Source organism: Mycobacterium sp. KBS0706 (assembly GCF_005938675.2).
Classification (GTDB): Bacteria; Pseudomonadota; Alphaproteobacteria; order DSM-16000; family Inquilinaceae; genus Inquilinus.
The window spans coordinates 1-14,647 of the sequence record NZ_VCCH02000139.1 but is presented as its reverse complement, the minus strand read 5'-3'; the positions used below and the strand labels follow the sequence as shown (position 1 = coordinate 14,647).

Here is a 14,647-nt window from a genome sequence, read left to right as displayed (position 1 = left end):
TGGCATCCATTGCGCTGCATCCTCGTTGTTGTGCGCTGCACAAGACTAGCCGAGCGAAGCGGTGGAAGGAGTCGGAAACCGTCCCGTTAAGGAAATTTCACGTCCCGATGCGACCGGTCGGGGTGGAGCGACCGATTGTCTCGCTTTTGTAACAGGAATAGATGCCGCGTTGACTTGCAACCGCCATCGGGGCGTAACATATGGGAAAAAGGAGGGGCTGAACCACTGTCCAGCTTTCAACAGAGGAGCGAGAGATGGCCGTCGCAGAGCGTATTGAAGCGCTTCGGACCAAGCACGCCGCCCTGGATCGCACATTGGAAGAGGCGGTCCACCGCCCCCTACCCGACGAAATCGAGATCGTACGGCTGAAAAAGGAAAAGCTGAGACTGAAGGATGAGATGGCGCGATTGGATCACGCCTGACGGAGAGATCACGGATCTCCGAATCCTAAAGGGCGGTGCCGGGGGGCGCCGCCCTTGTCGTTTGTGGACCCGAGTCGTGCCTCAGTCTTCCTGAGTCTCCTCGGCGTCTTCGTCGAAGCTGACGGTCGGGGTCGGGATCGCGCCCGGCGGCAGGTTGGCGCGGGCCTTGGTCAGGGCCGCATCCAGCTCCAGATAGGAACAAAGGCCCACCATCACCGGGCTGCGCGGCTTCAGGTTCGGCGAATTCCAGTGGCTCTTGTCGCGGATCGCCTGGATGGTCGGCTTGGTGGTGCCGATCAGCTTGCAGATCTGGGCGTCCGACAGCTCCGGATGCTCCTTCAGCAGATAGGCGATGGCGTCCGGCTTGTCGCCGCGCTTGGTCACCGGCGTGTAGCGCGGGCCCTTGGAGCGGGCGACCGGCTGCGGCATGTCCGAGATCGCCATGCGCAGACGGGCATTCGGGTCGGCCTGGCAGCGGTCGATCTCGGCCTGGGTCAGCTGGCCGTTGACGATCGGGTCAAGCCCGACCATGCCGATCGCGACCTCGCCGTCGGCGATCGCCCGGATCTCGAGTTCGTGCAGGCCGCAGAAGGCGGCGATCTGGTCGAAGCTCAGCGACGTGTTCTCGACGAGCCAGACTGCGGTCGCCTTCGGCATCAGGGGCTGTTTGTTCATTGTTCGCGTACTCCTCTGCGCAAAGCGATCCCGCCGCGACCGGCCGGGGCGGCCGACCTGTCCTCTCGCACTCGTATCTAAGGGAGGGGAGCGGGGTCGGCGCGGCGCCGCCCACTGTGCTCGACCTAGGGATGTCGCGCCCCCGAGTCAAGCGAGGAGTACGATTTTCCCGACATGCGCGCTCGATTCCATCAGCGCATGCGCCTCCGCGGCTCGTGCCAGCGGGAAGGTGGCGTGGATCACCGGCTTGACCCGCCCGGCCTCGATCAGCGGCCAGACCTCGGCCTGCAGCGCCGCGGCGATGGCGCCCTTCTCGGCGACGCTGCGGGGCCGCAGGGTCGACCCGGTCAGGGTCAGCCGCTTGGCCATCACCTTCTGCAGGTCGATCTCGACCTTGGCGCCCTTGAGGAAGGCGATGCTGACCTGCCTTCCGTCCACCGCCAGCGTGTCGATGTTGCGGGCGATATAGTCGCCGCCGACCATGTCGAGGATCAGGTCGACGCCGCGGCCGCCGGTCTTCTCCTTGATCACCGTGGCGAAATCCTGCTCGCGGTAGTCGATCGCGACATCTGCGCCGAGGTCGAGGCAGGCTCGGCACTTCTCGGCGCTGCCGGCGGTGGCGAAGACGATGGCGCCCCAGGCCTTGGCCAACTGGATCGCCGTGGTGCCGATGCCGCTCGACCCGCCATGCACCAGGAAACGCTCGCCGGTCTGCAGCCGGCCGCGCTCGAACACATTGGTCCAGACGGTGAACAGGGTCTCGGGCAGCCCCGCTGCCTCCGCCGCTGACAGGCCCTTCGGGACCGGCAGGCATTGCGGTGCCGGGGCGAGGCAGTATTCGGCATAGCCGCCGCCGGCGAGTAGCGCGCAGACCGGGTCGCCGACGCTCCAGTCCTGGACATCCGGGCCGATGGCGGCGACGGTGCCTGCGACCTCCAGCCCCGGCAGCGGGCTGGCGCCAGGCGGCGGGTTGTACAGGCCGCGGCGCTGCAGCACGTCGGGCCGGTTCACCCCGGCGGCTTCGACCTTGATCAGGATCTCGCCGGCCCCGGGCGACGGCACCGGCAGGGTCGCCGGCTTCAGCACCTCGGGCCCGCCGGGGGCCTCGATCACGATCGCGGTCATGGTCTCGGGGAGGATGCTGGTCATCGGCTCACGCTTCCGTCTCGGGAATGGATGCGGATGATGGCCGAAATGTCATGCGGCCGTCATCCGGGAGTCGGATGGAGCGGCCTAAGGTCGCCCGTCGACAATGCAGGCGCACCGGCACGCTTGCGCTCCGGGCTTGCCGATCCTCGCGCCGCCCGCGAGGATTGTCCATCCGCTGCCGAAGGAGATGGCCGATGGATCCGGAAGATCTCGAACCGCGCAAACGCAAGGCACCACCGAAGCCGCTCGACGGCATGTCGGTCGCCGAGCTCGAAGAGTATGTCGCCGAGCTCGAGGCGGAGATCGCCCGCGCCCGCGGCGTCATTGCCGGCAAGCAGAGCCACAAGAGCGCAGCGGATGCGCTGTTCAAGCGCTGAGGCGCCCTCGAAGACCCCAATCCCGTCATCGTAAGGAACGGACCCATGTTGAAGGGCAAGGTAGCGATCGTCACCGGATCGACCAGCGGCATCGGCTTGGGCATCGCCCGGGTGCTGACCGGCCAGGGCGCCGACATCGTGCTGAACGGCTTCGGCGACGCCGGCGAGATCGAGGCGATCCGCAGCGGCATCGAGCGCGAGCACGGGGTGCGCGCGGTCTATGACGGCGCCGACATGTCGAAGGGCGACGCGGTGCGCGGCCTGGTGGCCGCGACGGTCGAAAGGCTCGGCCGGGTCGACATCCTGGTCAACAATGCCGGCATCCAGTTCACCGCGCCGGTGGAGGAGTTCCCGGCCGAGAAGTGGGACGCCATCCTGGCGATCAACCTGTCGGCGGCGTTCCACGGCATCGCCGCGGCGGTGCCGGTGATGAAGAGCCAAGGCTGGGGTCGGATCATCAACATCGCCTCGGCCCACGGCCTCGTGGCTTCGACCCACAAGGCGGCCTATGTCGCGGCCAAGCATGGCCTGCTCGGCCTGACCAAGGTGGTCGGGCTGGAGACGGCGGGGACCGGCATCACCTGCAACGCCGTCTGCCCGGGCTGGGTGCGCACCCCGCTGGTCGAGAAGCAGATCAGCGCGATCGCGGCCGAGAAGGGCATCAGCCAGGAGGAGGCATCCCGCCAGCTCCTGGGCGAGAAGCAGCCCTCGATGACCTTCGTGACGCCGGAGCAGCTGGGCGGCACGGTCGCCTTCCTGTGCTCCGGCGCGGCGGAGCAGATTACCGGCACCAGCCTGTCGGTCGACGGCGGCTGGACGGCGCAGTAACCGGCCGTTTCGCTCAGGCAAGGGGCGCCGCGGAGGCGCCCCTTGAACCGGATTTCATCCTCCCCAGATACAGCATCGTGGCGGCGCCCAGTCGGGGCCGCCACGTCGCAAACCCCGCGGCGCGACCATGATGGTGCGCCGCACAGGTATCGCTCACTGGAGGATATCCATGCGTACTCTCGACCTTTCCCCGCTGTTCCGCTCGACCATCGGCATCGACCGCCTGTCGCGGCTGCTCGATTCCGCGCCGCAGTTCGACGCCGCGGCGCCGTCCTACCCGCCCTACAACATCGAGAAGACCGGTGAGGATGCGTACCGCATCACCATGGCGGTGGCGGGCTTCGGCGAGGACGATCTGGAGGTCGTGACCTCCGAGAACACCCTGACCATCCGCGCCAAGGCGACCTCCGACGAGGAGGAGAAGAGCCGGGTCTTCCTGCATCGCGGCATTGCCGGCCGGGCCTTCGAGCGGCGCTTCCAGCTCGCCGATTACATCAAGGTCGGCGGCGCGACGCTGGTCAACGGCCTGCTCAACATCGACCTGGTCCGCGAGGTGCCGGAGGCGCAGAAGCCCCGCACCGTGAAGATCGCGGTCGGCCAGGCCGAGGCGCCGAAGCAGCTCGCCGCCTGACGGGCCGGGAGAGGGCGCCGCCGCAGCGGCGGCCCTTCGCCCCGAGCCGCAGAGATAAAAAAAGAGGGCCGCTTCCGTGCGGCCCTCGTTTTTTGAAGCCTCGCCTGCTCAACTCGAGCATTGCGCGACGATAAGAGTCATTTTGCCGCTGCGTCAAGCACTCGTTTGGGTCAGAAAAACCCTTTGTTTTGAAGGGTTTTCAGTTGTTCGCCGGCATTCGGCGGGGCGCGCTGAATTGCAAGAGCGCTAAATGATCTTAAAAATGTAATAATTCTGAAGGCTTGCCGTTCGGGGTTTAGACCGGATGGAAACGGGAACGTTACCTAAAATTATAGCCCGATCGTTGCAAAGCCGCACGAATTTCGTCGAGAATCGCCGGATCGTCAATCGTCGCCGGCACGGCGAAGGGAAGCGAATCGGCAATTCGGGCCATGGTGCCGCGCAGGATCTTGCCCGACCGGGTCTTCGGCAGGCGGTCGACGATCATCGCCGTTTTGAACGCCGCGACCGGGCCGATGCCGTCGCGCACCCGCTGCACCGCCTCGGCCGCGATCGTGTCGTGCGGTCGCGTCACCCCCGCCTTCAGCACCAGCAAGCCCAGCGGCACCTGGCCCTTGAGATCGTCCGCCACCCCTATCACCGCGCATTCGGCGACATCGGGATGGCCAGCCAGCATCTCCTCGATCTGCCCGGTCGACAGGCGGTGGCCGGCGACGTTGATGACGTCGTCGACCCGGCTCATGACGAAGACGTAGCCGTCCTCGTCGACCAGCCCGGCATCGCCGGTCTTGTAATAGCCGGGATAGTCCTCGAGATAGGCGCTGCGGAAGCGGGCATCGGCCCGCCACAGCGTCGGCGCGGCGCCCGGCGGCATCGGCAGCCGGCAGGCCAGGGCGCCGATCTCGCCGCGCGGCATCTCGTGCCCGTCCGGCCCCAGCGCGCGCACGTCCCAGCCCGGCATCGGCCTTGTCGGCGACCCCGGCTTGACCGGCATCGGCTCCAGCCCCAGCGGGTTGGCGCAGATCGGCCAGCCGGTCTCGGTCTGCCACCAATGGTCGATCACCGGCACCCGCAACAGCTTTTCGGCCCAACCCAGCGTGGCGGGGTCGCAGCGCTCCCCGGCCAGGAACAGGGCACGGAATTTGGACAGGTCGCGACCGGCCAGCAGGCGCCCCTCCGGATCCTCGCGCTTGATGGCGCGGAAGGCGGTCGGCGCGGTGAACAGCACCGACACGCCATGCTGCTCGACCACCCGCCAATAGGCGCCGGCATCGGGCGTGCCGACCGGCTTGCCCTCGTACATCACGCTGGTGCAGCCGGCCAGCAGTGGCCCGTAGACGATGTAGGAATGGCCGACCACCCAGCCGACATCCGAGGCGGTCCACATCACCTCGCCGGGCTTGACGCCATAGATCGCTGCCATGCTCCAGGCCAGGGCCACGGCATGGCCGCCCTGGTCGCGGACGATGCCCTTGGGCTGGCCGGTGGTGCCGGAGGTGTAGAGGATGTAGAGCGGGTCGGTCGCCGCCACCGGCACGCAGGCCGCCGGTTCTGCCGCAGCCTCCAGCGCCGCCCAGTCATAGTCGCGACCGGCCGTCATCGCCGCCGCACATTGCGGCCGCTGCAGCACCACCGTCGCCGGCACGGTGTGCTTCGCCAGGCCGAGGGCGGTGTCGAGCAACGGCTTGTAGGCGACGATCCGCGCCACCTCGATGCCGCAGGAGGCGGAGACGACCAGCTTCGGCTCGCAATCGTCGATTCGCGCCGCCAGCTCGGGCGCGGCAAAGCCGCCGAACACCACGGAATGCACCGCGCCCAGCCGGGCGCAGGCCAGCATGGCGATCGCCGCCTCCGGCACCATCGGCATGTAGATCACCACCCGGTCGCCCGGGCCGACGCCGAGGCCGCGCATGGCCCCGGCGAAGCGGGCGACCCGGTCGGTCAGCTCGGCATAGGTGAAGCGCCGGACGGTGCCGGTGACCGGGCTGTCGTAGATCAGGGCGATGCGGTCGCCATGGCCGGCGGCGACGTGGCGGTCGAGCGCGTTGAAACAGGTGTTGAGCCGGCCGCCGGCGAACCAGCGGAAGAAAGGGGCGTCGCCGTCGTCCAGCACCCGGTCCCAGCGCCGGTCCCAGTCGATCGCGGTGGCGGCCTCGCCCCAGAATCCCTCCGGGTCGTCGAGCGCGCGGCGATAGGCCTCGGCATAGGCTGCCATGGCGTCCTCCCTGTTTGGACTGAGCCTAGCGCCGCGAAGCCTCCGCGGCGAGGGCCGGTGTCGCGTTCCGGCCACGGCCGGACGCGGCCGGCGGAGCCGATCCCGGCATTCCGCGCGAGGCTGGGCAGTGCCAGAATGTCTCCGCACCAGGGGGCCCGCCGATGCCGCACGCCTACGACACCGATCTCGACCGCAACCCCGCCAATCACGTGCCGCTGACGCCGATCTCCTTCCTCTGCCGCACTGCCCTGGCCCATCCGGACCGGATCGCGGTGGTCTATGGCGAGGTGAAGCGGAGCTGGCGCGAAACCGCGGAGCGCTGCCGCCGCCTGGCCTCGGCCCTGTCCCGCCGCGGCATCGGCAAGAACGACACGGTGGCGGTGATGGCGCCGAACATCCCGGAGGCGTTCGAGGCGACCTATGGCGTGCCGATGGCGGGCGCGGTGCTGTGCGCGCTCAACACCCGGCTCGACGCCGCCGCGATCGCCTTCCAGCTGCGCCATTCCGGGACCCGGGTGCTGCTGGCCGATCGCGAATACGCCCCGGTGGTGCGGGCGGCGCTGGCCGAGCTCACGGCGCCGCCGCTGGTGGTCGACATCATCGACCCGGCGGTGGCGGGCGAGCCGGTCGGCGATCTGACCTATGAGGAATTCCTGGCCGAGGGCGACCCGGCCTGGCCGGGCGTGATGCCCGGCGACGAGTGGGACGCTGTCGCGCTCAACTACACCTCCGGCACCACCGGCGACCCCAAGGGCGTGGTGACGCATCACCGCGGCGCTTATCTCAACGCTCTCGGCAACGTCGTCACCTGGGCCCTGCCGCACCATCCGGTCTATCTCTGGACCCTGCCGATGTTCCACTGCAACGGCTGGTGCTTCCCCTGGACCATCACGGCGATGGCCGGCACCCATGTCTGCCTGCGCCGGGTGGCCGCGCGCGACATCTACGCCGCCGTCGCCGACCACGGCGTCACCCATCTCTGCGGCGCGCCGATCGTCATGGGTATGCTGCTGAACGCCCCGGCCGCGGAGCGTCGCGACTTTCCGCAGGCGGTGCGGATGATGACCGCGGCCTCGCCGCCGCCCGCCGCGGTGCTGGAGGGCATGGCCCGGCTTGGGATCGAGGTCACCCATGTCTACGGCCTGACCGAGGTCTACGGCCCGGCCGTGGTCTGCGACTGGAAGCCGGAATGGGACGCGCTGCCGGCGGGGGAGCAGGCGCGGCTGAAGTCGCGCCAGGGCCTGCCCTATGTGGTGCAGGAGGGGCTGATGGTGGCCGACCCCGACAGCCTCGCCCCGGTGCCGGCCGACGGCGAGACGCTGGGCGAGGTGTTCATGCGCGGCAACATCACCATGAAGGGGTATCTGAAGAACCCGTCGGCCACCGCCAAGGCCTTCGCCGGCGGCTGGTTCCACACCGGCGACCTCGGCGTCATGCACCCGGACGGCTATATCGAGCTGAAGGACCGGTCGAAGGACATCATCATCTCCGGCGGCGAGAACATCTCGACCATCGAGGTCGAGGGCGTGCTGTACCGCCACCCGGCGGTGCTGGAGGCGGCGGTGGTGGCGCGGCCGGACGACAAATGGGGCGAGACCCCCTGCGCCTTCGTCACCCTTCGTCCCGGCGCCGAGGCGACGGCGGAGGAGATCATCGCCTTCAGCCGCCAGCACCTGGCGGGCTTCAAATGCCCGAAGACGGTGGTGTTCGGCGACCTGCCCAAGACCTCGACCGGCAAGATCCAGAAATTCGTGCTGCGGGACCGCGCGCGGGCGCTGTGATCAGGCCGCCGCGGCCTCGACGCACCGGCGGATGCCCTCGGCATAGGGCGTCTTGCGGATCGGCCCGATCAGGGCCTGCAGGGCGCCGTCGTCCATGACCACCGGGTCGGTCTGCAGATAATGCATCTCGACCAGCTCGCGCATCAGCGGGTCGAACAGCCCGGCCAGGCGCAGCATGGTCTTGCCGGCGACCATCAGCCTCGGCTTGCGGCCGGCCGCGGCGAAGGCCAGCGCCGCGGCCTCGCGCTGGGTGATGGTGCCGGGGCCGGCCAGGTGCCAGACCCGGCCCCAGGCCTCCTCCCGCGCCGCCAGGGCGGTGACCACCGGGCCGATATCGGGCACGAAGGCGAATTCATGCGGCCGGTCGATCGGGCCGATCAGCTTCGCCCGCCGGCCTGACGCCGCGGCCTGGAACAGGTCGTGCAGCAGGCTGCGCTCCACGCTCGGGCCATAGAAATCCGGCAGGCGCAGCACCGCGCCGCGGATCCGGCCGGCCGCCTCCAGCACCAGGTCCTCCTGCGCCTTGCGCATCCGGCCTTTGAAGGTGTGTGGCTCGCGCGGATGGTCCTCGCGCACCGGCAGGGTCCGCGGGCGGCCATAGGGATAGACCGTGCCGACCAGCAGCAGCCGGGCCACGCCCTCGGCAGCGGCGCCGTCCAGCACTTGGCGCATCACCACCGGGTGCAGCTGAAACTGGTGATAGGGCACGCCGACCAGATGCACGATCGTGTCCATGCCACGGGCGGCGGCGCGGACCGACTCCGGGTCGTCCGGGGTCCAGATGACGATCTCGGCCAGCGGGTCGGCGCCGAACTCGCGCTCCAGCGCCGGGCGCGACCGCCCGACCACGCGGTACGGCCGGCCCTCCACCCGCAGCGCCGCGGCGATGCTGCGGCCGATGGCGCCGGCGGCGCCGAACAACGCGATCCCACCCATCCGACCTGCTCCATGAACGATGATCCGTTAGTGAACGATGTTCACTGAACGGTGTTCATATACGCGTTGACGGCGGCCGGGTCAATCGGCCAGCATCAGGCATGGGCACGATGGAACGACGGGCGCGCGACAAGGCGGCGCTGCGCGGGCGCATCCTCGACGCGGCGCGCGAGATCGCGCTGCGCGAGGGGTTCGAGGGGCTGACCATGCGCAAGCTGGCGGCCGCGGTCGAATATGCGCCGGGCACGATCTACCTGCATTTCGACGGCCGCGACGCGATCGCGCGCGAGCTGTGCCTGGAAGGCTACCAAGCGCTGTGGACGGCGCTGGAGCCGGCAGCGGGCATCGCCGATCCGCGCGCCCGGCTGGCGGCGCTGGCCGGGGCCTTTGTCGGCTTCGGGCTTGAGCAGCGTGAGCTGTACCGGCTGATTCTGATGGAGGATCCGAAGCTGCTGGACCCGCTGTACCGGGACCGGCCGATCGACGACCCGGACGGCCCCGGCACGTGCGCCTTCCTGGCGCTGGTGCAGGCCTTCGCCGATCTCGGCGCGGCCGGGCCGGAGCGGCGCGCCGAGGTGTTCCTGGCGACGCTGCACGGCATCGTCAGCCTGAAGCTGACCTGCGACCGCTTCCTGCGCACCCCGGCGGAGGAGCTGGTGGCGGCGACGCTGGAGCGGGAGCTCGCCGCCTAGCGTCTAGCGCGACCGCTCCGCAAGGGCCGGCGAGGCCGGCGCGGCCTCCGTCTCCACCGCTGTCAAGTCGGCGCCGCGGGTCTCGCGCGACAGCAGCACGCAGAGGAGGCCCGGCACCGCCATCAGCGCGGCGTAAATGGCGACGGATTGCGGCGTGCCGGTCCAGCCCAGCAGCGCCGTGCCGATCAGCGGCGCGACCGACCCGCCGACCACGGATGCGACCTGGTAGCTGACCGACATGGCGGTGTAGCGCACCCGGGTCGGGAACAGCTCGGTGAACCAGGCCGACATGCTGCCGACGATGATACCGTGGCAGGTCAGGGTCAGCAGCGTCACGTGCAGCACCGTCTCCGGCGCCGTCCCCGGCGGCAGGGTGAACAGAAGGGCGCTGGCGCCGATGCCGGCGACCAGGCCCAGCAGCATCACCGGCCGCCGGCCGACCACGTCCGAGACCCACGCGGCCGCCATGATCACCGCGACCTCCAGGATCGAGCCCCAGAACAGCGCGTCGGACCCGACGCCGCGGGCGAGGCCGAGGAACTGCACCACCAGCACCAGGAAGAAGGTGGTGAACAGGTAGAACAGCGTGTTCTCCGCCGCCTTCACCAGGAACACCTGGCCCATCGGCCGCCAATGGCTGCGGACGGCCTCGGCCAGCGGCGCCGACGGCACCTCGCGGCGCTTGGCCGCCAGCTCGGCGAAGACCGGCGATTCCTCGATCCGCCGCCGCACCCAGAGGCCCAGCAGCACCAGCAGGATCGAGAACAGGAAGGGCAGGCGCCAGGCCCAGTCGACGAAGCCGGCCTCGCCATACTGCGCGGTTAGGGCGCCGATGGTGGCGGCGGCCAGGACATTGGCGGCCGGGCCGCCGATCATCGGGAAGCTGGTCCAGAAGCCGCGCCGCTTGCCCGGCATGGATTCGGCGACGATCAGCAGGGCGCCGGTGGCCTCGCCGCCGACGGCGATGCCCTGCAGCACCCGCAGCGTGACCAGCAGGACCGGGGCCAGCACTCCGGCCGTGGCGTGGGTCGGCAGCAGGCCCATGGCGAAGGTGGCAGCGCCCATCATCAGCAGGCTGACCACCAGCGCGTTCTTGCGGCCGATCCGGTCGCCCAGCGCCCCGAACAGGATGCCGCCCAGCGGCCGGGCCAGGAAGCCGACGGCGAAGGTGCTGAGGCTGAGCAGCGTGCCGGTCAGCGGCGCCTCGCCCGGGAAGAAAACCTTGTTGAAGACGACCGTGGCGCAAAAGCCGAAGATGAAGAAGTCGTACCACTCGATGATGGTGCCGACGGCGCTGGCGAACAGCAGGCGCACGCGCTCCGCGATCGAGGTCGTCATGGATCCTCCCCTTGGTCTTTGGTCCGGTGGCCCGCGCCCCAGGCTTGCCGCGGCCGCGCCCTCGCGTATGGTCGGACATTCCGTCGGCCGCCCGCTTCCACGCGGTGGGCGGGCCGACTTGAACGGAAGCCAATTTCGTTTCATATGAAACGAATGTCAAGCGGGCGGGGAGGCCGGCGATGCGGGACCAGGCGGTGCGGGCGGCGGAGTTCGATCTCGAGGCGTTCCTGCCCTATGAGCTGTCGGTGGTCAGCAACCGGGTCAGCCGCACCTTCGCCCGGCGCTACGCCGATGCTTTCGGGCTCAGCATCCCGGAATGGCGGGTGATGGCGATGGTCGGCCGCTATGCGCCCCTGTCCTCGAACCAGATCTGCGAGCGCACGGCGATGGACAAGGCCAAGGTCAGCCGGGCCGTCAGCCGGCTGATCGCCGCCGGTCATCTCAGCCGCGGCACCCATCCGGCCGACCAGCGGCTGATCCAGCTCGGCTTCACCACCGCCGGCCGCCGGGTCTATGACGCGATCGTGCCGCTGGCGCAGGAGATCGAGGCCGAGCTGATGGCCGCCTTCGAGCCTGGCGAGCGCGAGGTGCTGCGCCGCCTGCTGCGCAAGCTCGACGCCCGCGTCTCCAGCCTCGGCACGCCGCCAGACGCGGCCGGGGAGGACTGACGCCGGTCAGGGATGCAGCGACAGGCCCTTCAGCACACGGTCGACATCCTTGCGGTCCTCGTGCATGGCGAAGCCGACGAGGTTCAGCGCCTCTCCCTGCACCGCCTTGACCGCGGCGCGGTTGGCGTCGTCATAGCCGGTGGTGAACAGCTCGGCGGTGTAGATCGCGATCCGCAGGTTGCGGGCCAGCGCCCTGGCATGCGCCGCCTTCAGCGCCTCGGCCGGGCCGGCGAAGACCAGCACCGGCTGGCGGAACATCGGCAGGTACAGGTTGCCCGACCCGTCCTCATAGGGCGCGCCGACCAGTTCCGGCCGGGTGGCGGCCAGGCCGCTGACGGTGAAGGCGGCGACGTTCAGCTTCTGCCAGACCGGCAGGTCCTCGCGCAGGGCGACCGCGATCTTGGTGTCGAACCGCATGCATCCTCCTCGAAACATGCATGCAGGCTATTGAACCATCGTATCGCCCGGCTTGTACGATCGTGCTGTGGCGGCGGTGCTCCGCGCGGCCTAACATGCGGCCATGGACAGCGATGAATGGGTCACAGTCGGGCTGGACCGGCGCTTTGGCGTCGAGCGATTCCGCGCCCATTTCACCGCCCATTGCTACGAGCGGCACGCGCACGAGACCTATGCCATCGGCCTGACCGAGGCGGGATCGCAGAGCTTCCATTGCCGCGGCGGCACGCACCGCACCCGGCCGGGGTCGGTCATCACCTTCAACCCGGCCGAGATCCATGACGGGCATGCGACCAATGCCGAGGGCTTCCTGTACCGGATGCTGTATGTCGCGCCGGAGACGGTCGCGGCCGTGCTCGACGATGCCGGCATCCGGCCGCCCTGGGCGCTGGCCTTCCCCAACATCCTGTCCGAGGACCCTGTCCTCGCGGCGCTGATCGCCCGCACCGTCGATGCCTTCGCCGAGCCGGGGGCGACGCTGGCTCGGTCCGAGGCACTGGCGGCGATGGTGGTGGGGCTGGCCCAGCGCCAGGCCGGGGCGCCGGCGCCGGATCTGTCCCGGCCCGCCGATGCGGCGCTGGCGCGGGTGCGCGACCATTTGCACGCCCATCTCGGCGACGACGTCACCGCCGACGACCTCGCCGCCGTGGCGGGGCTGAGCAGGTTCCACATGTCCCGCGCCTTCACCCGCCGCTACGGCGCGGCGCCGGCCACCTATCTGCGCTGGATCCGGCTGGAGCGGGCCAAGCGGATGCTGGCGGCGGGAGAGGCGGCGGCCCAGGTGGCGGCGGCCACCGGCTTCACCGACCAGGCGCATCTGACCCGCCGCTTCAGGGGCGCCTACGGCGTCACCCCGGCGCGGTTTCAGAAGGCGGCGCGGGCGGCTTAGGCGGTCAGTCCCAACCGCGCTACGACCTCATCTGCGATCGACAGGCTCGAGGTCAGGCCCGGGCTCTCGATGCCGAACAGGTTGACCAGGCCGGGTACGCCATGCCCCTCCGGCCCCTGGATCACGAAATCCGCGGCGGCGGCGCCGGGCGGCGTGATCTTCGGGCGGATGCCGGAATAGTCCGGCTGCAGGGCCCCGTCCGGCAGCGCCGGCCAGTAGCGGCGGATGGCGGCGTAGAAGCTCTCCGCCCGCGCCGGGTCGACGCGATAGTCGAGCTCCTCGACCCATTCGACGTCCGGGCCGAAGCGCACCCGCCCCCCCAGGTCGATCGTGGCATGGGTGCCCAGGCCGCCGGGCACCGGCACCGGGTAGATCAGGTGCCGGAAGGGCGGCCGGCCGGACAGGCCGAAATAGTTGCCCTTGGCCAGGAAGGGCTGCGGCACCGATGCCTCCGGCACCCCGGCGATGCGGCGGGCGACGGCGGGCGCCGACAGGCCGGCCGAGTTCACCACCCGGCGGGCCAGCAGCTCCATGCCGCCCTCCTCGGTGGCGATCTGCAGGTGCAGCCCGTCCGGCGTGACCGCAGCCGACTCGAGCCGGCTGAGATAGGCGATCATTGCGCCGCCGGCCTCGGCGTCGCCCAGCAGCGCCAGCATGAAGCCGTGGCTGTCGACGATGCCGGTCGAGGGCGACAGCAACGCCGCGGTGCAGGCGACCTCCGGCTCCAGCGCATACGCCTCGTCGGCGGTCAGCGGCCGCAGCGCGTCATTCTCGCCGGTCAGGCCGTTGGCCCGGGCCCCGGCCTCGATCCGGACCAGAGTCGCGGCCTCCTGCTGGTCGGTGGCGACGATCAGCTTGCCGCAGCGCTTCGCGGTGACGCCGTGCTCCTCGCAGAAGCGGTACAGCGCCCGGCGGCCGGCGACGCAGTGCCGGGCCTTCAGGCTGCCCTGCGGGTAGTAGATGCCGGCGTGGATCACCTCGCTGTTGCGGGCCGAGGTCTCGGTGCCGAAGGCGTCCGCCGCCTCCAGGATGATGACCTCCTGGCCGGCCAGGGCCAGCGCCCGGGCGACGGCCAGTCCGACCACCCCGGCGCCGATGACGACGGCATCCACCGTGTCCATCATGCGGCGCCGCGCAGCTGGCCGATCGCGCGGGCGACGCCGCGCAGCTCCGCCAGCCCTTTCAGCCGGCCGATCAGCGAATAGCCGGGGTTGGTCTTCTTGTTCACGTCGTCGGCCAGCAGGTGGCCGTGGTCCGGCCGCATCGGGATCTCCCAATCCGTCCGGCCGGCGGCCTTGCGCGCCCGCTCCTCCGCCAGCAGCGCGTCGATCACCGCCACCATGTCGGCGCCGCCTTCCAGGTGTTCGTCCTCGAAGAAGGAGCCGTCGGGCTCGACCGTGACGTTGCGCAGATGGGCGAAGTGGATGCGCGGAGTGAACTCCCGCGCCATCGCTGCCAGGTCGTTGTCGGCGCGCGAGCCGTAGGAGCCGACGCACAGCGTCAGCCCGTTCGCCGGGCGGTCGACCATGGCCAGCACGGCACGGGCATCGGCGGGGGTGGAGACGATGCGCGGCAGGCCGAACAGCGGGA

At 70.0% G+C, this 14,647-nt stretch carries 16 protein-coding genes; 8 read left to right on the top strand and 8 right to left on the bottom strand.

Going from position 1 to position 14,647, the window contains the following annotated elements:
* Positions 1–254: 254 nt before the first annotated feature.
* Complete coding sequence (locus FFK22_RS38115; protein ID WP_088155561.1) at positions 255–422, top strand: YdcH family protein; 168 nt, start codon at positions 255–257, stop codon at positions 420–422.
* 81 nt (positions 423–503) lie between these two features.
* On the opposite strand, the gene FFK22_RS38110 is transcribed toward FFK22_RS38115, so the two are convergent.
* Both FFK22_RS38110 and FFK22_RS38105 read right to left on the bottom strand, forming a co-directional pair.
* Positions 504–1,097, bottom strand: coding sequence for a DUF1013 domain-containing protein (locus tag FFK22_RS38110; RefSeq protein ID WP_138888051.1), 594 nt, complete (start codon positions 1,095–1,097; stop codon positions 504–506).
* Positions 1,098–1,244: 147 nt separating this feature from the next.
* Positions 1,245–2,222, bottom strand: a complete 978-nt coding sequence (locus FFK22_RS38105; RefSeq protein ID WP_221939177.1) for an NAD(P)H-quinone oxidoreductase — start codon at positions 2,220–2,222, stop codon at positions 1,245–1,247.
* A 218-nt stretch (positions 2,223–2,440) separates the two neighbouring features.
* Here FFK22_RS38105 and FFK22_RS38100 point away from each other — a divergent pair, with 218 nt between their 5' ends.
* From FFK22_RS38100 to FFK22_RS38090, 3 genes are all read left to right on the top strand, one after another.
* Positions 2,441–2,623 (top strand): DUF1192 domain-containing protein, encoded by a 183-nt coding sequence (locus FFK22_RS38100; RefSeq protein ID WP_138888049.1) that lies wholly within the window; start codon positions 2,441–2,443, stop codon positions 2,621–2,623.
* 45 nt (positions 2,624–2,668) lie between these two features.
* The gene (locus FFK22_RS38095; RefSeq protein ID WP_138888048.1) at positions 2,669–3,451 is read left to right on the top strand and encodes a 3-hydroxybutyrate dehydrogenase; all 783 of its coding nucleotides are present in this window, start codon (positions 2,669–2,671) and stop codon (positions 3,449–3,451) included.
* Positions 3,452–3,620: 169 nt separating this feature from the next.
* Positions 3,621–4,082 carry an Hsp20 family protein gene (locus tag FFK22_RS38090; RefSeq protein ID WP_138888047.1) on the top strand — a complete coding sequence of 154 codons (462 nt, stop codon included), beginning with the start codon at positions 3,621–3,623 and terminating at the stop codon, positions 4,080–4,082.
* 319 nt (positions 4,083–4,401) lie between these two features.
* Here FFK22_RS38090 and FFK22_RS38085 read toward each other — a convergent pair whose 3' ends face one another.
* Positions 4,402–6,297: a propionyl-CoA synthetase gene (locus FFK22_RS38085; protein ID WP_138888046.1), complete on the bottom strand. Its 1,896-nt coding sequence runs from the start codon at positions 6,295–6,297 to the stop codon at positions 4,402–4,404.
* A 161-nt stretch (positions 6,298–6,458) separates the two neighbouring features.
* Between FFK22_RS38085 and FFK22_RS38080 the strand changes: the two genes are divergently transcribed.
* Positions 6,459–8,078, top strand: a complete 1,620-nt coding sequence (locus FFK22_RS38080; protein WP_138888045.1) for an acyl-CoA synthetase — start codon at positions 6,459–6,461, stop codon at positions 8,076–8,078.
* Here FFK22_RS38080 and FFK22_RS38075 read toward each other — a convergent pair whose 3' ends face one another.
* The gene (locus FFK22_RS38075) at positions 8,079–9,014 is read right to left on the bottom strand and encodes an NAD-dependent epimerase/dehydratase family protein (protein ID WP_138888044.1); all 936 of its coding nucleotides are present in this window, start codon (positions 9,012–9,014) and stop codon (positions 8,079–8,081) included.
* Between the two features lie 110 nt (positions 9,015–9,124).
* On the opposite strand from FFK22_RS38075, the gene FFK22_RS38070 reads away from it, so the two are divergent.
* Entirely contained in the window at positions 9,125–9,706 is a 582-nt protein-coding gene (locus FFK22_RS38070; RefSeq protein ID WP_221939176.1) for a TetR/AcrR family transcriptional regulator, read from the top strand.
* A 3-nt stretch (positions 9,707–9,709) separates the two neighbouring features.
* Here FFK22_RS38070 and FFK22_RS38065 read toward each other — a convergent pair whose 3' ends face one another.
* Positions 9,710–11,044: an MFS transporter gene (locus FFK22_RS38065; RefSeq protein ID WP_221939175.1), complete on the bottom strand. Its 1,335-nt coding sequence runs from the start codon at positions 11,042–11,044 to the stop codon at positions 9,710–9,712.
* 179 nt (positions 11,045–11,223) lie between these two features.
* On the opposite strand from FFK22_RS38065, the gene FFK22_RS38060 reads away from it, so the two are divergent.
* Entirely contained in the window at positions 11,224–11,712 is a 489-nt protein-coding gene (locus tag FFK22_RS38060) for a MarR family winged helix-turn-helix transcriptional regulator (protein ID WP_138888042.1), read from the top strand.
* A 6-nt stretch (positions 11,713–11,718) separates the two neighbouring features.
* On the opposite strand, the gene FFK22_RS38055 is transcribed toward FFK22_RS38060, so the two are convergent.
* Complete coding sequence (locus tag FFK22_RS38055) at positions 11,719–12,129, bottom strand: DUF2000 domain-containing protein (RefSeq protein WP_221939174.1); 411 nt, start codon at positions 12,127–12,129, stop codon at positions 11,719–11,721.
* A 103-nt stretch (positions 12,130–12,232) separates the two neighbouring features.
* Here FFK22_RS38055 and FFK22_RS38050 point away from each other — a divergent pair, with 103 nt between their 5' ends.
* A complete protein-coding gene (locus tag FFK22_RS38050; RefSeq protein WP_138888040.1) occupies positions 12,233–13,057 on the top strand; it encodes an AraC family transcriptional regulator in 825 nt (274 codons plus the stop codon).
* Here the strand turns inward: FFK22_RS38050 and FFK22_RS38045 are convergent.
* Positions 13,054–14,181 carry an NAD(P)/FAD-dependent oxidoreductase gene (locus FFK22_RS38045; protein WP_221939173.1) on the bottom strand — a complete coding sequence of 376 codons (1,128 nt, stop codon included), beginning with the start codon at positions 14,179–14,181 and terminating at the stop codon, positions 13,054–13,056. The genes FFK22_RS38050 and FFK22_RS38045 overlap by 4 nt on opposite strands.
* The coding region (locus tag FFK22_RS38040; protein ID WP_186002886.1) for a mannonate dehydratase at positions 14,178–14,647 on the bottom strand (470 nt) is incomplete at its 5' end. The genes FFK22_RS38040 and FFK22_RS38045, both read right to left, overlap by 4 nt.